General features: G+C 51.0%; 19 protein-coding genes and 2 tRNA genes. 11 read left to right on the top strand and 10 right to left on the bottom strand.

The annotated features are described in order from the left end of the window. Positions 1-165: 165 nt before the first annotated feature. Positions 166-1146: a DUF475 domain-containing protein gene (locus E0765_RS04840; RefSeq protein WP_132812096.1), complete on the top strand. Its 981-nt coding sequence runs from the start codon at positions 166-168 to the stop codon at positions 1144-1146. On the opposite strand, the gene E0765_RS04845 is transcribed toward E0765_RS04840, so the two are convergent. From E0765_RS04845 to groES, 3 genes are all read right to left on the bottom strand, one after another. Beyond that, positions 1143-1421, bottom strand: coding sequence for a hypothetical protein (locus E0765_RS04845; RefSeq protein WP_132812097.1), 279 nt, complete (start codon positions 1419-1421; stop codon positions 1143-1145). The two genes, E0765_RS04840 and E0765_RS04845, sit on opposite strands and share 4 nt — an antisense overlap. A 214-nt stretch (positions 1422-1635) precedes the next feature. Further along, entirely contained in the window at positions 1636-3264 is a 1629-nt protein-coding gene (gene groL, locus E0765_RS04850) for a chaperonin GroEL (RefSeq protein WP_132812098.1), read from the bottom strand. Positions 3265-3282: 18 nt separating this feature from the next. Further along, positions 3283-3543, bottom strand: a complete 261-nt coding sequence (gene groES, locus E0765_RS04855; RefSeq protein ID WP_132812099.1) for a co-chaperone GroES — start codon at positions 3541-3543, stop codon at positions 3283-3285. Between the two features lie 207 nt (positions 3544-3750). Here groES and E0765_RS04860 point away from each other — a divergent pair. Both E0765_RS04860 and E0765_RS04865 read left to right on the top strand, forming a co-directional pair. Then, positions 3751-3827, top strand: a tRNA-Met gene (locus tag E0765_RS04860). Between the two features lie 290 nt (positions 3828-4117). Next, positions 4118-4846, top strand: a complete 729-nt coding sequence (locus tag E0765_RS04865; RefSeq protein WP_132812100.1) for a hypothetical protein — start codon at positions 4118-4120, stop codon at positions 4844-4846. A 99-nt stretch (positions 4847-4945) separates the two neighbouring features. Here E0765_RS04865 and E0765_RS04870 read toward each other — a convergent pair whose 3' ends face one another. The 4 genes from E0765_RS04870 to E0765_RS12845 form a co-directional block, all read right to left on the bottom strand. Continuing rightward, the gene (locus tag E0765_RS04870) at positions 4946-6205 is read right to left on the bottom strand and encodes a hypothetical protein (protein ID WP_132812101.1); all 1260 of its coding nucleotides are present in this window, start codon (positions 6203-6205) and stop codon (positions 4946-4948) included. Continuing rightward, positions 6202-6666: a ribonuclease HI gene (rnhA, locus tag E0765_RS04875; RefSeq protein ID WP_132812102.1), complete on the bottom strand. Its 465-nt coding sequence runs from the start codon at positions 6664-6666 to the stop codon at positions 6202-6204. Before rnhA ends, E0765_RS04870 begins: the two co-directional genes overlap by 4 nt. Positions 6667-6794: 128 nt before the next feature. Next, complete coding sequence (locus E0765_RS04880; RefSeq protein ID WP_255417855.1) at positions 6795-7250, bottom strand: BRO family protein; 456 nt, start codon at positions 7248-7250, stop codon at positions 6795-6797. Further along, a complete protein-coding gene (locus E0765_RS12845; protein ID WP_132812104.1) occupies positions 7195-7422 on the bottom strand; it encodes an antA/AntB antirepressor family protein in 228 nt (75 codons plus the stop codon). Before E0765_RS12845 ends, E0765_RS04880 begins: the two co-directional genes overlap by 56 nt. 2 nt (positions 7423-7424) lie before the next feature. Between E0765_RS12845 and E0765_RS04890 the strand changes: the two genes are divergently transcribed. Beyond that, the gene (locus E0765_RS04890) at positions 7425-7967 is read left to right on the top strand and encodes a DUF4145 domain-containing protein (protein ID WP_223175676.1); all 543 of its coding nucleotides are present in this window, start codon (positions 7425-7427) and stop codon (positions 7965-7967) included. Positions 7968-7981: 14 nt separating this feature from the next. Further along, entirely contained in the window at positions 7982-8935 is a 954-nt protein-coding gene (locus E0765_RS04895) for a hypothetical protein (RefSeq protein ID WP_132812105.1), read from the top strand. 34 nt (positions 8936-8969) lie between these two features. On the opposite strand, the gene E0765_RS04900 is transcribed toward E0765_RS04895, so the two are convergent. The 3 genes from E0765_RS04900 to E0765_RS04910 all read right to left on the bottom strand — a co-directional run bounded on the left by E0765_RS04900 (position 8970) and on the right by E0765_RS04910 (position 10854). After that, positions 8970-9323, bottom strand: a complete 354-nt coding sequence (locus tag E0765_RS04900; protein WP_132812106.1) for a hypothetical protein — start codon at positions 9321-9323, stop codon at positions 8970-8972. Beyond that, entirely contained in the window at positions 9320-9508 is a 189-nt protein-coding gene (locus E0765_RS04905; protein WP_132812107.1) for a hypothetical protein, read from the bottom strand. The genes E0765_RS04900 and E0765_RS04905 overlap by 4 nt, the downstream gene beginning before the upstream one ends. 122 nt (positions 9509-9630) lie before the next feature. Beyond that, positions 9631-10854: a tyrosine-type recombinase/integrase gene (locus E0765_RS04910; RefSeq protein ID WP_132812108.1), complete on the bottom strand. Its 1224-nt coding sequence runs from the start codon at positions 10852-10854 to the stop codon at positions 9631-9633. Between the two features lie 89 nt (positions 10855-10943). On the opposite strand from E0765_RS04910, the gene E0765_RS04915 reads away from it, so the two are divergent. From E0765_RS04915 to E0765_RS04940, 6 genes are all read left to right on the top strand, one after another. Then, positions 10944-11020, top strand: a tRNA-Met gene (locus E0765_RS04915). Positions 11021-11158: 138 nt separating this feature from the next. After that, positions 11159-13591 (top strand): hydrogenase small subunit, encoded by a 2433-nt coding sequence (locus E0765_RS04920; protein ID WP_132812109.1) that lies wholly within the window; start codon positions 11159-11161, stop codon positions 13589-13591. After that, complete coding sequence (locus tag E0765_RS04925; protein WP_132812110.1) at positions 13584-15281, top strand: nickel-dependent hydrogenase large subunit; 1698 nt, start codon at positions 13584-13586, stop codon at positions 15279-15281. The genes E0765_RS04920 and E0765_RS04925 overlap by 8 nt, the downstream gene beginning before the upstream one ends. A gap of 29 nt (positions 15282-15310) precedes the next feature. Continuing rightward, positions 15311-15904, top strand: coding sequence for a TetR/AcrR family transcriptional regulator (locus tag E0765_RS04930; RefSeq protein WP_255417856.1), 594 nt, complete (start codon positions 15311-15313; stop codon positions 15902-15904). Further along, positions 15885-16781, top strand: a complete 897-nt coding sequence (locus E0765_RS04935; RefSeq protein ID WP_132812111.1) for a hydrogenase — start codon at positions 15885-15887, stop codon at positions 16779-16781. Before E0765_RS04930 ends, E0765_RS04935 begins: the two co-directional genes overlap by 20 nt. Continuing rightward, positions 16768-18069, top strand: coding sequence for a nickel-dependent hydrogenase large subunit (locus tag E0765_RS04940; protein ID WP_132812112.1), 1302 nt, complete (start codon positions 16768-16770; stop codon positions 18067-18069). The genes E0765_RS04935 and E0765_RS04940 overlap by 14 nt, the downstream gene beginning before the upstream one ends. Positions 18070-18151 lie beyond the last annotated feature (82 nt).

Raw genomic sequence — 18151 nt, forward strand, 5'->3', positions numbered from 1 at the left:
ATGTCAATGCCGCCAAAAACATACGAGACCGTGGGATACACGGCTCCAATGCTTCCCATCAAACAGCTGCCTAAGAGCTGTGGAGGAAGAATCCACCCCACAAGCGAGGTGGAGTATCAACCGTTATAAGTTATAATTTCCTCATCACTTAGAATGAGGATGCAGATGCGTTACTTTTACAGTTCGTTCGCAATCATGGCCATCGGTCTGATTACGGCGTATTTTTTGGGCGGCCTCGCCGCGGTGTATATCACCTTTTTGTTGACGGTATTGGAGATCTCGCTGTCATTTGACAATTCCGTCGTGAACGCCAAAGTGCTCGAGACGATGGATCCGATCTGGCAGAAACGGTTTATCATCTTCGGTATCCCCATCGCGGTGTTCGGAATGCGTCTGGTATTCCCGCTGGCGATCGTGTCGTTCGTGACGGGGATGGGGATGATCGAAACCCTTCAGGTGGCGATGAACCAGCCGGATGAATACGAGAAGGTGCTCAAATCGACCGAAGGGACGATTTTTGCGTTCGGGGGAGCGTTTTTGCTGATGGTGTTCCTGGACTTTTTCTTTGAGGAAAAGGACATCAAATGGGTGACGTTCGTCGAGGGATCGAGATTTATGGAGAAAGCCTCCAGCGTCAACAACATCGAGCTGATCACCGCGATCATGGTCGGCATCGCGCTGGGGCATATTACCCAGGATTTCGGGATCGTCCAGGCCTTTATGTACGGCGTACTGCTTCACTCGCTACTGGGGATGCTGGACCATTTTCTCTCTTCTGAAACGGTCAAGAGCGGGGTCGCGGGATTCGTTTATCTCGAAGTGCTTGACGCCAGCTTCAGTTTCGACGGCGTCATCGGGGCATTTGCCCTTACGAGCAATATATTCATCATTATGATCGGGTTGGGAGTCGGAGCGATGTTCGTGCGGAGCATGACCATCTATTTCGTCGAGCATAAAACCCTCTCGCATTTCCGTTACCTCGAACACGGGGCCCACTATGCGATCGGTATCCTTGCGCTCATCATGCTGATGAAGATCACGATGCACGTCAGTGAACTCGTGACGGGTACGATCGGAATCGGGCTGATCCTGATCGCCTTTTTGCATTCGCTCTGGGAAAATAAAAGAGCCAACGAAACTCTCTAATCCTCCATGCCGCCGTTTTCGGCGGCATTTTTCCGCACTTTAAAATACTTCAAGATCCCGTACAGACTGATCATCAGCCAGATAAACTCCATCAGAAACGATGCCAGATTCCAGTCAAACATGAGCGACACGATGATGAGCAGTGCCCCGATCGCGTTGAGCAGCGAAAAGCTCAGATCCCTGGCGTCCATTTTTTCGACCTGCAACAGGATGTAGGCGATGACGATGAGTACAACTCCGAAAATGCCGATAAGGTCGGTCAGGGAAAGTTCCATGGGTGCTCTTTAGCGTGAGATGATACGTATTATAGCGTGTGGGGAGAAAAGGAAAAGATTGTAATTTACAGTTTTTAGCAGTTTAAAACTATTTAAATATTATGAAAGGGAAGAACAAAAAAAAGTTTTACATGAGGTAACAACCCTTTTGAACCCCTGTTTCAGGGGATTCGTCAGGGGTTGTCTTGCAATAAACCGACTTATTGTCGGTTTATTACATCATACCCGGCATACCGCCCATGCCGCCCATGTCCGGCATAGCAGGTTTGTCTTCTTTGATCTCGTGGATCGTCGCTTCGGTGGTCAGAAGGAGGCTTGAGACCGATACCGCGTTGGTGAGGGCGACGCGCTCGACTTTGAGCGGATCGATGATTCCCGCTTCGAACATGTCGACGTATTCGCCGGTCGCGGCATTGAAACCGATGTTTTCGCTCGTTGCGGTCGCGATGGTGTTGACGACGACGCCTGCATCGTATCCGGCGTTGTCGGCGATTTGTTTCACCGGAGCCTTGATCGCACGGAGGATGATTTCGCATCCGATTTTCTGGTCGCCGCTAAGATCGAGGTTCACTTTTGCCGCCGCACGGATCAGTGCCGCACCGCCTCCGATGACGATCCCTTCTTCAACGGCCGCTTTGGTAGCCGAGAGGGCGTCGTCGACGCGGTCTTTTTTCTCTTTCATTTCGGTTTCGGTCGCGGCACCGACTTTGATGACCGCTACGCCGCCGGCCAGTTTCGCCAGGCGCTCCTGGAGTTTTTCTTTATCGTATTCGCTGGTGGTCGCTTCGATCTGGGTGCGGATCTCTTTGATGCGCGCTTCAACCATTGCTTTGTCCCCGGCACCGTCGACGATCGTGGTGTTGTCTTTGCTGATGACCACGCGTGCGGCGTTACCCAAATCGGCAATCGTGGCACTCTCGAGGGTGCGCCCGATCTCTTCGCTGATCACCTGGCCTCCGGTGAGGACGGCGATGTCCTGAAGCATCGCTTTGCGGCGGTCACCGAATCCGGGAGCCTTGACCGCGGTGATGTTGAGGATACCGCGGAGTTTGTTGACGACCAGTGTCGCCAGCGCTTCACCCTCGACGTCTTCGGCGATGATGAGCAGAGGACGCGAGCTTTTCTGTACCTGCTCAAGAACCGGCAGAAGGTCTTTGAGATTCGAGATTTTCTGATCGAAGAGGAGGATAAACGGATGATCCAGCTCTACGGTCATTTTTTCGGAATTGTTGATGAAATAAGGGCTCAGGTAACCGCGGTCGAACTGCATCCCCTCGACGACGTCGAGCTCATCGTTGATCCCTTTGGCTTCTTCGACGGTGATGACACCGTCACGGCCTACTTTTTCCATCGCTTCGGCGATCATCGCACCGATCCGCTCATCAGAGTTGGCCGAGATGGTTGCGACCTGCGCGATCTCTTTTTTATCGTTGATGATGCGGCTGGAAGCTTTGAGGTTTTCTAGGATCGCTTCGAGTGCTTTGTCCATCCCCCGTTTTACTTCGACGGGATTCGCGCCCGCAGTGATGTTGCGCAGCCCCTCCTGGTAGATAGCATTGGCCAGAACCGTCGCAGTGGTGGTACCGTCACCCGCTTCGTCGGCGGTGTTGGAAGCGACTTGTTTAACGAGCTGGGCTCCCATGTTTTCGAGGGCGTCTTTAAGCTCGATCTCTTTGGCGACCGATACGCCGTCTTTGGTGATGGTCGGCGAACCGTAGCTTTTCTGAATCAGGACGTTGCGTCCGCGCGGTCCCATTGTCACTTTGACCGCATCGGTCAGTTTTTGGACACCTGCGGCAAGTTTGTTACGTGCTTCATCTGAAAAATGGATCTCTTTTGCCATCGTTTACTCCTTGAATAATTATTTGATGATTCCGAGCAGATCGTCTGCATCGATTACGAGGTACGTTTTACCTTCCAGAGTCAGTTCATTGCCGGCATATTTTCCGAAAACGACGGTATCACCTGTAGAAACGTTTTCGACTTTAGAACTTACGGCAACGACGGTTCCCTGAGAAGGTTTCTCTTTGGCGTTGTCGGGGATGATGATTCCCGAAGCGGTTTTGGTGGCCTCTTCGAGGCGCTCAACCAATACACGGTTTCCAAGTGGTTGGAAGTTCATAGCGTTTCCTTTTAATGAGATGAATTTTACGGCGGAGATTTTACAGGAGTTTACCTCAAATGTCAATAGTCTTAGTCTTATCGGCTCAATAGTGGTGAGTACATTATAATATATAAAACTGAGTGTCTTCGTGCTCCGGCAGGGTTCGTTTTGCTTTTAGCTAACAATAAGTTAATCATCATTATAATTCCGGTCTTCCATTACGATGGCTGGGTAGCTCAGCTGGTTAGAGCGCTGGTCTCATAAGCCGGAGGTCGGGGGTTCGAGTCCCCCCCCAGCCACCATCGAACTTCTTCAAACAATCACTTGAAAAACATCAAACAAAGCCCTTGATTGCGGACTTCCAAGATTGAAATCCTAACTATCCAAACCTTTTGCAAAACTTAATTTCAACCCCGTTGTGTACCTTGACGTGTACCAAAATGTGTATCACTTTGTGTACCAGTTGTGTGTATCAATTTGGATAGGGTACGGGGGGAGAGTCGGGCGAGGGCATGGCGAACATACCCTTTCAGAAATTTTTACCAATTTTTTTGTAGCATCCTTTTGAATTTTTTCTTTTTTGGAGGAGCTTTTGAAAACAGTCGTTTTTAGTGTAATAGCACTAATTGCTTTAACTGGGTGTGCACAGAAACAAATACCTGCACCTATAGCATATAAAAAGTTTAATGCCCCGCTCAATAAACATTTAGAAGCTCAAACAGGCGATGCACTATTTGTTGAGGGGATATTTCGAGAAGGGGAAGTTATCAAGATTGAAAAGCGAGTCGACGAATTAATTCCTGGTTCAATGTTTGTTCCTTTTCCTATGTATATTGAACCAAGTACATTAAGCTTAACACGCGTAGACAATAGATGGAAGTATTATTGTGCTGATGAATCTTACTCAGGTGCTTCTTTTCCGGGTTTAGGTAGTGTTGTCAGAAAAGGAGATTGTGTAGGCATTCGTATTTCTACAGATGGAGTTCAACACGAATGGGTTGTAGATAATTCGATTTATAATCGTGGACTTAATACAATTTGGTCGAAAAATATGGATAATGAGTCAGTCAAATCGATAAAAATTGAAACTGTAAAAACTCCAATAGAAATAAAAGAATTAAAGCGGATTATTTTTGATGGTTACTATGGAGGACAACTGCATTTTACTTGGGAACAATATAACGGTACCAATAAAGAATCTAAAGAGTTTATATTTGACTTCAAGAATGAACCAACAATAGTAGGGATAAAAGGGAATCTTTTCACAGTCTATAAAGCGGATAATATTAAGCTTGTTTACGAGTGGAATAGGTTCAATTAAAAAAATAGGTACAAAGAGACAAGCACCTGACTTAAAAGTGCTTGAGTCTCTCGCGTTCTTACTATGAGGGGTACTTGGGTAATTCCTATAGTAATACCTCTACTCCACCCTCAGTATCGGTAGCTTACCTATGACGTACTGATAGCTATCCCTCAAGGTCTCCTCAAGTAACCCTTGGTCTTCCTTAGCCACGATGAAGCTGTCATGGATAGTCAGTATAATACGTCTTCTCCTGATGAACTCCTCTATCACCCTGAAGCACACCTCAGAGTCATAAAACTGTAGCATGAGTCCCTGTCCGGTAAAGAACCAATCGGACAAGTGGCTATAGTGCTCATAGATGACTTGAACCATCTGTTTTAGGTAGGCTTTGTTCTCTCCGGTCGATTGGGCAAGACTATCCGCTGTCCTGTTGATTCCGTCTTTGTCCGAACGTGCGCTGATATTGAACATTGTCTGTACCGCTTGCTTAACAAGCTCACGGGGGTAGTCTTGGATGTCGTAGAGGTCACCTTCGATCTCGTATCCGCTCAAGTGCAGTGCCATCGATAGTGAGCAGTTCCTAATGTCCACCTCTACCGTCTCCTGTCCGTATAGGGTTATGCCTCTGCGGTCAAGCTTTTTGGTGTTTTGCCAAAGACCACCATAGACCCTACCGCCTCGTCCCAAGTTATCAGTGAAGATACACCTCATGTGGATAGGCTCGGTCACCGGATGCTCAAGTATGGTGATGTGCTTGCGGTTAGTGTTGAGGAACTCATTGTACTCCTTGAGAATTCCCCTGCGTTTATAGGTGATGTCCCTATCGTTGTACCCTGAGAGCTTCTTTGCTCTCTTGAGTTCTATCGTCTCAGCCCGTGTGTGTATGGACAGCATGGAGACAACGAAGCCGTAAGTGCTCATCCGATAGGTAAGCCTTGGCAACACCTCAAACTGACTCCGGCGTTTTGCGCCCTTGGTTCCTTTGTCTCCACGATAGAGAGCAATGTACCCTTTGGCATCAAGGAACTCTAAGAGACTAATCGTGATGCGGTAGGAGAGACTCGCGGGGTTGTAGCGTTTGTCCATGCCATACTCACTGCGGTTGAGACTGACGATGATGTCCATCGACTGATAGGCTAAGGCATTGCATAGGATGACCCTGAGGGTGTCCCTGTAGGTTTGGAGCTTGCTGTCGTATCGGATCGGGCTGTAGTCGATTTGGTATTCACTGATGAGGTCATCGACAAGAGCGTCTGCCTCCTTTGATTCAGACCAAAGGGCGAACTTGAAGAACCGCCGTTTATCGTAGGGATTTTCCCCCTCCTCAAAGAGTTCCTCAAAGGTGAGAGGAGTGTCAGATAAGTAATGCTTGGTCATCTATAGACCCCCTCAAGCTCCATAGCTTTATCTCGTGAGAGTTGGTCGCATAGCTCATTCTCAGGGTGACCGTTGTGTCCTCTTACCCATTCGGCGGTTACCTTGTGGGACTTAGAGACCTCGATAAACTCTCTCCAAAGGTCGGAGTTCTTCGTCTTTTTGAAGTCCTGAGCTATCCAGTTAGAGAGCCATTCGTTAATGCCTCTTACGGTGATCTGTGAGTCCGATACAATGGTGACGCTGTAGTGACCCTTTGAGAGTCCCTTAAGCCCTTCTATGACGGCTTTAAGCTCCATGCGGTTATTAGTGGTGTCTAACTCAGCACCCAGTACCACTTTGGTTTTACCATTGGGGTATTTCAGGAGGGCACAATAGCCTCCCGTTCCGGGGTTGTTCAGACATGAACCATCGGTGTAGATTGTGACTCTCTTTGTAATCTGAGTCGGTTGTTGGTTTGTCATGTGTAATCCTTTGTGTGTGTTTGGTGTGTGAAAAATGGGAGGTGAAAGAGGTGGCTCTTTCTCCTAAAGTGCGCCCTTTCGATGGGAAGGGGATTTGAGGGGGGTTAAAGAGCAGTGCCTATTCCCCCTTAGGTGCGCCCTTTCGGTGGGAAGGGGGTTTGGGTGTCATATACTTCTACCTTAGGAGCCTGAAGCTGTAGTAACTCCTCTTTAGCTACGAGCTCTTTGAGTGCCTCAGAGAAGGTTTGAGGTATCGCAGGTGTCTTAGGTTTAGCTCCCCCATCGATGATGTAGTCTTCAGCCCAATCGCGGAACTCTTTTGCCATAGGTGTCTTGATGAAGAACCCGAGACGGACTACACCGCGCTTTGTCCACATGGTTGATGGTCTGCCATTTTGACTTTCGTAACGATCTGTTACGTAATGCTTACCTTCCTCGAACTCATCCTGATTACGGTTCTTCGCCATTCGTACTGCATCAGGCGTAAGTCCATACCCCTCAGCTACATCTTTGGTGCTCAAGAGCCACTCATGCTCTTCGTTCGGTACTACTTCTACTGTCAGTTCGTTGTTGGAGTATCTCAAGTTGAGACATCGGTTTTGCCTGAACCTTACGTTGTAGCTCCTCTTCGCATCGGATGAAATACTGACGTACCTCAAAGCCTTTACCTGTCTTCTCCATCATGGCGAGGTGTTTTGCCATTTCGATTGAGATGATGTACTCTTTTGAAGGGCGGCCTCCTGTACTTTCGCTCAAAAATGAGTAAAAGTCTTGACCTTATTAAACTTCTAAGTGAATGTTATGTCAATCATGGGGGAATAATGGTGCCTCTAAAAACTGAATTTTTAGTGCATCCAAAAAAATCCAATTTTCCTTCTGCACCTCAGGAAGTGCCGGAAATGATTGCACGAGACTACAATGAAGCCTGTTTAGTTTTTAATGATAGTCCTCGTGCAAGTGCCGCACTTAGTAGACGTTGTTTGCAGAATTTGTTGAGTAATGTTCTTCCGACAGATAAAACCAATATAATAGATTTAATTGATATAGCCATTGAAGGTCTCCCGCCTTATTTGGCTCAAGACATCGACGCTATCCGAAACATAGGTAACTTTGCGGCACACCCAAACAAAAACCTTGAGACAGATGAGATACTTGATGTCGAACCTAATGAAGCTGAGTGGAATTTGGAAGTTTTACAGGGGTTATTTGACTTTTACTATGTTCAGAAGAAGCGGTCTGAAGAGCGTAGAGCTAAACTAAATGAGAAGCTTGAAGCCTCCGGCAAACCTCCAATGAAGTGATAAAGGGAAAAAATATGGCTGATTGTATTGTTTGTGGTCTTGCAGATTGTAAAGAGATGGTGTCTCATGGTGATATTAGTACGTTTAATTGTAAAAGATGTGGAAAATATGAGATTAGTAGCTCTTTGTACGCTGCTTTGAAATACGATAAAAACAAACTTCCACATACTGCTTCAGCTTGGATTCGAGAACAAAATAGTATCAATGGCAAACCGCCAGTCCTAATGTCTGATGATTTTGAAATGTTGCAGACAATTACAGATAAGACTATTAGTAGTAAGTTTGAACGATTTATGAAAGAAATACTGGTTCAGTATGAAAAAGTTAATGATACGGTGATTCTTGATTTGAATATCAAGCCTTCTTGGATTAGCATAACTTGGGTGAAAAATGATGGGGAATTAAAATCTATCATTGAAGAAGGGTTTAGACAAGGATTTATTGAGGGGGAAATTCCTACTATTGGTATGTATGAAGGAACTAATCCATATCGTTGGAGAGCACACATAAGAACTGTCACCTTCCAAGGACGTGAATATATTGAATCTTTGAAGAATATTGGAGGTCATTCAAACAAAATATTTATGGCTTTTCACTTTACGGATGAGATGAAAGAAAGTTTTGAAGTGACAGCTAAAAGAGCTGTAACTGATGCTTCAGGTGGAAAGCTTGAGGCGGTACGGGTCAGTACATCAGGTACACCTACAGACACAAAGATTGATGATGAACTTATAGCAATGCTGAAAGCATCTAAGGTTGTTATAGCTGACTTTACAGGTCAACGTCAGGCTGTCTATTATGAAGCGGGGTATGCAATGGGCATGGGAATCCCTGTAATATGGACTTGTAGAGCTGACCATGTACAAGACTTGAGCTTTGACACACGGCAATACCCTCATATCTTATGGGAAGATGAAGAAGATTTGTACAAGCAGTTGACTGACCGTCTAACAGCTCGATATATCTAAGGCTGTTGGGAGCAAAAGCTTAAGCTCCCTAAAGTTATTGAGCCTCAAGTGCTTTGGCAAGTAGGCAACCCTTTTGCCCTCCAAGACTACAAGCCTTTTTATAATAAGTAAGGGCAGTTGCTTTGTCCCCCACGTCCACCTCATAAATCAGCCCTATTTTGGTGTTTGCATAAGCCTTAGCTTCGTCGTCTTTAGCCGATTTCTCGACAATGACACTCAAGGCGATAAAATCAAAGACACTACGTTTAAAGCACCTTGCGGAAGCCTCAGGGTCTTTTTGCTTAGGGCAGATGTCAAGCTTTAGCTGTTCTACCGGAGAGAAGACCTCCGCCATACTTCCGTTTGACAATAGACATACCAAAACAGCAGTATTGAGTAATAGCTTCATAGAGACCCCTTGAGCACCCGTGAGGCTTGCGTCATAGCGGAGAGGATGAAGTTATAACAGCGGTTAAGTTCTGCTCTCTGCTCTTCCGTAAGCTCTTCAAGAAGGATGGTGTCTTGCTTGTCCTCAAGGTAAGCGTGAGTCTCTGATAGTTCCAGTACAGTGTTGTTATGTTCGATAGTAATCATGTGTATATTTCCTTTGTATTGTTTGTGTGTTGTTGTGTATATAACTATAGGTATTACCCAAGTACCCCTCATAGTAAGAACGCGAAGGAGACTGGAGCAATACACCGCCGATCCTCAGCCGCTTATAACGTCTCTATCGCCTCCTTTAGTACCCTGATGGGATACCCTTTGACATACCGATTCATCGTCATGGTTGAGTGCGAGTGCCCCATGAGTTCGCTAACGATCTCCGGTTGTACCCCTTTGGCGATGAGGCTGGTAGCGAAGGTGTGCCGGAGGGAATAGAGAGACTTGCTTTTGGTATCCTCTAAGTGTCGATGTAATACCTTCGCAAAGCGTTTGGAGATGTACTTCTCAGCATAGCTGTTTAAAAGCTTTTGGAAGCCCTCTACGCTATCTTTGAGGCTCGGGTGTACTGGGATGACCCTATGACTCGAAAGTGTCTTTAAAGCCTTTGTAGGGCTTCTCAGGTCAAAGCATAAGACACCCTCGATTTCAGACATCGAACACTTGAGGAGTTCACTCGGTCTCATCCCTGTGTAGCGTAGAATTTTCACTACGGGATAGATGTCTTCTCCTTGGAAAGCTTGGTCGATAATCTCAAGTTCATCTGCTGAGAACTCCTTACGCTCTCCTCTTGATACTGTGGACTTCTTCACGGTCAAACCTGAGCTGACCGGATTGGAAGGGATGATGTTTTGCTTCACTGCAAACGATAGAAGGACGCTGAACCACTTGAGGTATTTGTTGAGGGTAGTCACTCCGATCTGCTCCTCAGGTGACAGCGTGAGAGTCTTGGAGTGTAACCCTTTGGCTATTTCCTTGAGCGGTGTCCGGCGGTATCGTTCAATGTTCCGCTTGGGGAATTGCTGTAGGAGGTCTCGTGCCTTGATGAGGTGAGTGTATTTGATGTCCCCCATGAGCGGGTTAGGGTTCTTGAGGAGCACTTCAAACACTGCGGGGAAGACCTCAAGGAGAATGTATCGACGGTCTCTTACTTCATCTTTGGAGACTGAAAGGGATTGAAGATAAAGAGTAGCGGTGTCCTTGAGGGTTCCTTTGGCAATGGCGTTGGGTTCCTCTCGGTCTGCCTTGGTAGGCATTAAGCCGTACTTCTCCAATAGAGCAGTAAGCACTGTAGCAGGTATAGCTGTCATCTTGGTTAGGAGTAGGGCTTGTTCGATGGCTTGGTTGAGTTCTGCTGTCTTCTTGAGAGCTTCTGCACTATCTCTACCGAGGGATCGGATTACCTCTGTAGCTTCGATGTATTCCTTTAGTTCCTGTGGTGTACGTCGGCGGTACTTGTAGACACCTTGGGCAGTTAGGGTGACATGACGAGGGAGCATTGAGTCTTCCTTAGAGTGAATCTTTGGAAGCCCGTTTGTGTACCTTGTTTGTGTATCAGTGAAGAGTGAAGAACCTTGTAAGTCCCTGTGGCTGGGTAGCTCAGCTGGTTAGAGCGCTGGTCTCATAAGCCGGAGGTCGGGGGTTCGAGTCCCCCCCCCGCCACCATCGAATCTTCTCCATTCTAAAATACACCTTGTTTAAATCAAATCTGACTTTCTATCGATAATTTTTCCCTTCGCATTGGCCTAATCTCATTCCTCTTTGCTATAATCCCTCATTAGTGAACAGATGAAAGGGGTCATTATGCGCATCGTGATTGTGGGCGGCGGGATCGTCGCGGCGTATATGGCCAACGCACTGTATGAACAGGCCCCCGAACACGACGTCGTGATCGTCACGAAAGAGGCTTATCCTCCCTACGACCGCATCCACCTCTGCGCGCTGGTGAACCAGAGCGCGACGATCGGGCAGATCGCGCTGAGCCTTCCCTCCAAGACGCGTGTCGAGCTGAACTCCGAAGTCACCCGTATCGATACCGTTGCCAAACGGGTCTACACCGCTTCGTCCATGATCTCGTATGACGTACTGGTGATTGCGACCGGTTCGAAGCCCCGGACTCTTTTCGATACGCAGGGGATCTCGAACGCGGTGACGTTTCGCAGCGCCGAGGATTCCGAATGTATCGCCCGGCGGATCGCCGGGAAAAACGTCATCATCATGGGCGTGGGGCCGATCGGGCTGGAATTGCTCGATACGCTTCGTACCATGGAGGGACCGCGCAAGATCTATCTCGTGTCGCGCGGCACCCATTTGTACGACAAGGCGATGACCCCCGAAGCGGTTGCCCTGATGAAGCGCAGTTACGAATCCTCCGATCCCCGGGTCGAGATTATTTTCGAAGACGAGATATGTGAGCGAACGGTCGAAAACGGCGAAATTGTCCGCGTCGCACTCAAATCACGTACGATTGACAACCCGTTTATTGTTTTCGGGGTAGGGATCGCCCCCAGTATCGAGTGCGTCAAAGACTCACTCGAATGTGATCGGGGAATTCTCGTCGATGAGCGTATGCGCACCTCCGCCCCATCAGTGTATGCGGTAGGAGAAGCGGCGCAAATGGGGAACGGCTACATCGCCGGACGGGTCAAGGAGTGTACGCTTCAAGCCGATGCGGCGATCGCAAGCATCCTGGGGCGTGAAGGGGAAGGATTTAGGGAATTCGTCACTATCGACGGGTTGAAAGTGGGGTCGTTTCTTCTCAGTGACGTCACATCGACCGATTATATTGCCGCAGACCCACGCAACGAAGATATCGTCATCGCTTCGCGTGCCGAAGAACGGATCGATCACTATATCCTCAACCGCGAACGGCTGGTGCGGTTCATCGGGATCAACAGCAACATCGACGCCCTGGCCCTGAAGGGTATGATGGAGCGGGGGGAAAAAGCCGATGCCTCGTATTTTTACGCCAACCGCCTGATCAGCGAACGGGGGAAGCTCGTATGCAGCTGCACGGGGGCTTACGAACAGGATCTGATCGCGTTGATCCAGGAAGAGTGCATCGGGGATTTCGCCTCTCTTAAGCCCTACAGCGAAGCGGGGCGCGTGTGCGGACGATGCAAGAAAGACGTTATGGCACTGATCGCCGCGACCCCCGTCGATCCTGTCGAAGCGGCCCGGATGCGTGCCGAGCGCGAAGCGGCGGCGAAAGAAGCCGAGCTTTCGAGGGTGCGGGAGCGGATCGAAAAATACAATCGTCTTCACCCCAAGAACCGGCTCAGTACCGAGAATCTCGAAGAGGCGCTTGAATCGTTCGACATGGGGCGCGAATTCAACCGCTGGGTGTCGATGATCACCGCATCGATGGATCTGCCGCCCCATTTTGAAGAGACGGTGGGGCAGGGGATTCGGCAGCTCAACAAGATCCCGATCGTCTGGCTCGAGCTCGCCGATTGTTCGGGCAATTCCGAAGCGTTCATCAAGACGGCCCATCCCAAGATAGACGATCTGATCCTCAAATACATCTCGCTCGATTATCACGAGCTGTTGATGGCGGGATCAGGGGAACAGTCCGAATCGGCGCTCGATGCGGTGATACAAAACGATGCGGGGCGCTATATTCTCGTCGTCGAGGGGGCGGTGCCGCTGGGGATGGAGGGGAAATTTCTGCGGATCGGCCCCAGGGGGGAGACGGGGCTGGCCCTGCTACGGCGCGTCGCGGCGGGTGCCGCAGCGGTAATGGCCGTGGGGTCGTGCGCCTACGACGGCGGCGTTGTTGCCGCCGAACCCAATCCCACGGGAGCCGTCGGGGTTGCCGAGGCGCTGGGGAGAAACGACGTCATTAACCTACCCGGATGCCCGACCAATCCCATCAACATTGTCGGAACCCTGCTGCACTACATCATGTTCGACGAATTCCCGAAACTGGATGAAAAAAACCGCCCCCTCTGGGCGTACGGGTTCCGCGTACACGACAACTGCGAGCGCAGGGGCCATTACGAACTGGGCGAATTCGTCAAAGAATGGGGAGACGAAGGGGCGAAAAAAGGGTGGTGTCTTTTTGAGATGGGGTGCAAGGGGCCTTATGCCGATCTCAACTGTTCGCTCGTCAAATTCAACGACGCGACCAGCTGGCCGGTGCAGGCGGGGCACGGCTGTTTCGCGTGCGGTCAGGGGAAAATTGCGTTCGACCGTTACGCCAACCACCGCAAATTACCGGAGCAAGAACATGAATAACCTCAAAAAGATCGTCATCGATCCCGTGACCCGCATCGAGGGGCATTTGCGGATCGAGGTGGAGATCGACGAAAACAACACGGTACGCGAGGCATGGGCTTCGGGGCAGCTGTTCCGCGGCATCGAGACGATTCTCAAAGGGCGTGATCCCCGCGATGCGGGGCTGATCGCCCAGCGGATCTGCGGGGTGTGCACGAACGTCCATTACCGCGCGTCGATCAGTGCGGTCGAGGAGGCTTACGGCATCACGATTCCGCCGAACGCCGAAATCGTCCGCAATCTCGTCACCCTTTCGCTGTTCGTTCAAGATCACATCGTCCATTACTACCATCTCCACTCGCTTGATTTCGTCGACATCACCGCAGCGCTCCGCGCCGATTGCGAGAAAGCCTCCGCCGAAGCGCTCAGATGGTCGTCGCATCCCTACCGTAATTCGGCGGGGCATCTGGAAAGCGTGCGGGAAAAACTTGAAGGATTCGTCAAAGCGGGGCGGCTGGGACTATTTTCGAACGGCTATTGGGGGCACAGCGCCTATCGTCTGAGCCCCGAACAAAATCTCGTCCACATGAACCACTACCTCGAGGCGTTGCGGATCCAGCGGGAAATTTCGCAGGCAATCGCGATTTTCGCCGGGAAAACGCCCCATCCGCAGAACCTGGTGGTCGGTGGTGTAACGAGCGTCGCCGATATGCTCAACCCCCAGCGGTTGAACGACTTTCTTTTTATTATCAAAGAGGTGCGGGATTTTGTCGAAAGGGCTTACGTCCCCGACCTGAAGATGACCGTCGATGCCTATCGCGAATCGATCGCCCGAGGCGAAGGGCGCGCGCGCGGGAATTTTATGTGCTGCGGCGGATACCGTTTCGGGAAAGGGGGAGTTCTTTTTGAGGACGGGGTGATCTACGGACACGATTTTAGCCGCGTCGAACCGTTCGATCCCTCGAAGATCACGGAAGAAGCGTCGCGTTCGTGGTATGAGAACGATGCTCCCCTTTCCCCTTACGAGGGGGAGAGCGTGCCGTTCTACACCGACCTTAACGACGACGGAACCCTCCGCAGCGAAGGGAAATACACGTGGGTCAAAGCTCCCCGTTACGGCGGCGAGGTGATGGAAGTGGGACCCCTCGCGCGGATGATCGTGGGGTATGTGAAAAACTCCCCCGTGATCCGCCCTTATATGGAACGGTTCATGGAGGCAACGGCCCTGGAATTGGGCGATTTTTCGACCACCGTCGGCCGCAACGCGGCGCGCGCGGTCGAAGCGCAGATTTGCTGCGACTATCTGTTCGATATGATGAGTGACCTGATCGAGAACGTCAAATACTACGATGAAGAGACCTGGACAAAGTACGTTTTCGAGGAACTGCCGCAAGAAGCCAGGGGGGCGGGGATCTTTGAAGTGCCGCGCGGGGTTCTCTCCCATTTCGTCCGGATCGAGGACGCCAGGATCGCCAATTACCAGGCCGTGGTTCCCACGACGTGGAACGCTTCGCCCAAAGACGCGCGCAACGTCCGGGGGGCGTACGAAGAAGCGCTGATCGGCATCATGCTCGCCGATCCTGCCGCACCGCTGGAGGTGCTTCGGGCCGTCCATTCGTTCGATCCCTGCCTCGCATGTGCGGTGCACGTGATCGACACGAAAGGGCGGGAACTGTCGCACTATAAGATTCTGAACCGTTGTTCGCTATAATGGCGCAACACGATACCTAAGGAACATCATTGGCCCGTCCGAGCAAAGAAGAGCGCAAAGTCTCGATCATGACCAAAGCACTGGAACTCTTTTCGAAAGAGGGGTTCTATCAGACGACAATGCCTTCCATTGCCGAAAAAATCGGAATGAGCGTCGGGAACCTCTACAATTATTTCGCCTCCAAAGAGACGCTTGCCAAGGAACTGATCCTCTACATCGCCAATATGCTGGGCGAAGAGATCCGCCGGATTAACGAAAGTCCGTTGGATACGCGGGAAAAAATCGTTGCGATCGTCCACATGTATTTCAAAATCGCGCAGGAACGCCCCGAGACGATCGAATATTTTCTTCGCGTCTACCTCTCCAACCGCGAAGTATTCCGCGAAGGGTGCGAGGGGATGATCTGCGTATCGGCGTTCGTGACGGAACTGATGATCTTTTTTGAAGAGGGGGGTCGCTCGGGCGAACTGCGCGACCAGGATTTTTTCAGCGCGTTCGGACTCTTTATGGGATACCTGGGGGGGATGGTGTTCCTCAACGGCGAGCGGATTCTCCCGAACGCGCTGGAAAGCTACGAAGCGTCCATCGCCGAAAACATCTACAATGCCCTCAAAGCCCGCTAAATTCCAGATCGTCTGGCTACAGGGGATCACCTGCAACGGGAATACCCATTCGTTTCTGAATGACCCTTTGCTGGGGAGCCTGCTGGACAAAGTCCGTTTTCTGTACCATCCGATTCTCCCTTCGCAGATGTCGTTGCGTGAACTTGTCGTCAAAATTCCCAAATCGGATCTCCTGATCGTCGAGGGGGCCTACAGGGGTGATTTCGAAAGAGGGGGGGCGGTCATGGAAAAACTGCTTCCGGCCCTGGCCGCGCGTGCCAAAAACATTGTCGCGCTGGGGAGCTGCGCGAGCTTCGGGGGGATTTTCAAAGAAGCTTCCCCCGAATCGATCAGCGGGATCGTCTACGACAAAAGCGAAGCGACGGGGCCGCTGGCGGCCATGCGCGAAAAGGTGATCAACCTCGGCGGCTGTCCCGCCCATCCCGAATGGCTGAGTTTTGTCATCGGAATGATGCTGAACAAAAGAAAGGTCGCCCTCGACGAACTCGGCCGTCCCAAAGAACTCTACGCCTATACGGTCCATAACGGATGCCTGCGCAACGACTATTTCGAATGGAAAGTCGACAGCCGGAGCTTCGGCACCAAAGAGGGGTGCCTGTACTACGAGCAGGGGTGTCAGGGCCCCTTCACGCACGGCAGCTGCAACAAGATTCTCTGGAACGGCGTCGCCTCGAAGACCCGTGCGGGGACTCCGTGTTTCGGGTGTACCGAACCCACCTTCCCCAAAACCGACCTGTTCCGTACCAAAACCTATATGTCGATTCCCTCGGAGATGCCGCTCGGGGTCCCAAAACGAAGCTACCTCGCGCTGGCGGGGGCGGCTAAATCGTTTCACATAAAACGGCTCGAAGAGAGGCTGATCGATGATCACTCATGAACTGATCGAGCGGATCGAGGGAGAGGCGCTCATCGATTTTCGTTCGGATCGCAGCGGACGGGTTCGGGATGCGCAGATCCGTTTTTTGCATTTTCGGGGGATGGAGGCGATTTTGGAGGGGCGCCATCCTCTCGATGCGCTCGTCATTGCTCCGCGGGTATGCGGAATTTGCGGCCATTCGCATCTGATCGCGGCGGTTGAGGCGCTCGAGGCGGCCTACCGAAACAGCGGTGCCGAAGTGTACCTGAGTGCGAAAGCACGGAGTATCCGAACGATCACAAAGTTTTCCGAACTGCTGCAAAACCATCTCAAATGGCTCTATCTCATCATGCTCGGCGAAAGCGCGAAAATGCTGCGCGAAGAGCATCCCCTGCCGCTCAAGGCGCTTAATGCCGCATCGCAGGCGAATCGCCTCGCCGCGCTCTTCAGCGGCCAGTGGCCTCACAGCTCCTATGCCCTTCCCGGCGGCGTTACCTGTGACCCGACCCATATCGAAATGATGCAGGCAACCAAACTCCTCGCCGAACTTGAACGGTTTGTCGAGACGGAGGTACTGGGATGCCCGCTTGCCGAGTTCGAAGCGATTCGCTCTTATAGCGATTTGAGGGCGTTGAAGGGGGATTTTGGAAAATTGCTCGACAACGTGGAGCGGCTGGAACTTGCGGACGCCGGGCACAGCCACGGCCGGTTTCTTGTTTTGGGGGAGTATCCCGGGTGCCGCAGCAGCGCGATCGACCGAAACGGCTGCCGCGATGCCGATGCCTCATACGTCAGCGAAGATGCTTCGGCGGTGGTTGAGGGCAGAACGTATGCCAAAAATGCCCTGTACGAAGGGGCGTTTTATGAGACGGGCCCTCTGGCCAGGGCACTCGTCTCCGGCAGACCGATGATCGGTGCGGTGTACGAAGCCCGCGGGGATGACGCGTCGGTACGGATCGCCGCACGGGTGGACGAGATCGTCGGGCTGCTCAAAAATATCCGCGGTCTCATCGAAAGGATCGATCTCGCCGAAACCTCGTTTATCGTCCCCCCTCCGATCGAGACGATCAGCGGCGAGGGGCGGGGAATCGTCGAAGCGCCGCGGGGGAGCCTGATCCACACCGTCTGTATCGACAAGGGAAGGATCCTCTCGTACGACATGATTACCCCGACGCAATGGAACCTCGGCAACGGCACCGCCGATTCGCCCGGAGTAGCGCAGAAAGCGATGATCGGCGCCCAGAGCCGCGACAAAGCCTCTTTTCTTTTCCGGACGTTCGACGTCTGCTCCGTCTGCACCACCCACTGACGCTTCTTCCGTTTAGTCCCAAAAATAACTAAGAATTTATCTTTTTAAATCAGTTTTATGTTTTAAATATTGGTTTAAGTTA

The organism is Sulfuricurvum sp. IAE1 (assembly GCF_004347735.1).
Lineage (GTDB): Bacteria > Campylobacterota > Campylobacteria > Campylobacterales > Sulfurimonadaceae > Sulfuricurvum.

Coding starts and splice junctions, on each gene's coding strand:
- E0765_RS04840 (WP_132812096.1), top strand. CDS start 166: ATGCGTTACTTTTACAGTTCGTTCGCAATCATGGCCATCGGTCTGATT.
- E0765_RS04845 (WP_132812097.1), bottom strand. CDS start 1,421: ATGGAACTTTCCCTGACCGACCTTATCGGCATTTTCGGAGTTGTACTC.
- groL (WP_132812098.1), bottom strand. CDS start 3,264: ATGGCAAAAGAGATCCATTTTTCAGATGAAGCACGTAACAAACTTGCC.
- groES (WP_132812099.1), bottom strand. CDS start 3,543: ATGAACTTCCAACCACTTGGAAACCGTGTATTGGTTGAGCGCCTCGAA.
- E0765_RS04870 (WP_132812101.1), bottom strand. CDS start 6,205: ATGACCAAGCATTACTTATCTGACACTCCTCTCACCTTTGAGGAACTC.
- rnhA (WP_132812102.1), bottom strand. CDS start 6,666: ATGACAAACCAACAACCGACTCAGATTACAAAGAGAGTCACAATCTAC.
- E0765_RS04890 (WP_223175676.1), top strand. CDS start 7,425: ATGAGTAAAAGTCTTGACCTTATTAAACTTCTAAGTGAATGTTATGTC.
- E0765_RS04895 (WP_132812105.1), top strand. CDS start 7,982: ATGGCTGATTGTATTGTTTGTGGTCTTGCAGATTGTAAAGAGATGGTG.
- E0765_RS04900 (WP_132812106.1), bottom strand. CDS start 9,323: ATGAAGCTATTACTCAATACTGCTGTTTTGGTATGTCTATTGTCAAAC.
- E0765_RS04905 (WP_132812107.1), bottom strand. CDS start 9,508: ATGATTACTATCGAACATAACAACACTGTACTGGAACTATCAGAGACT.
- E0765_RS04910 (WP_132812108.1), bottom strand. CDS start 10,854: ATGCTCCCTCGTCATGTCACCCTAACTGCCCAAGGTGTCTACAAGTAC.
- E0765_RS04920 (WP_132812109.1), top strand. CDS start 11,159: ATGCGCATCGTGATTGTGGGCGGCGGGATCGTCGCGGCGTATATGGCC.
- E0765_RS04925 (WP_132812110.1), top strand. CDS start 13,584: ATGAATAACCTCAAAAAGATCGTCATCGATCCCGTGACCCGCATCGAG.
- E0765_RS04935 (WP_132812111.1), top strand. CDS start 15,885: ATGCCCTCAAAGCCCGCTAAATTCCAGATCGTCTGGCTACAGGGGATC.
- E0765_RS04940 (WP_132812112.1), top strand. CDS start 16,768: ATGATCACTCATGAACTGATCGAGCGGATCGAGGGAGAGGCGCTCATC.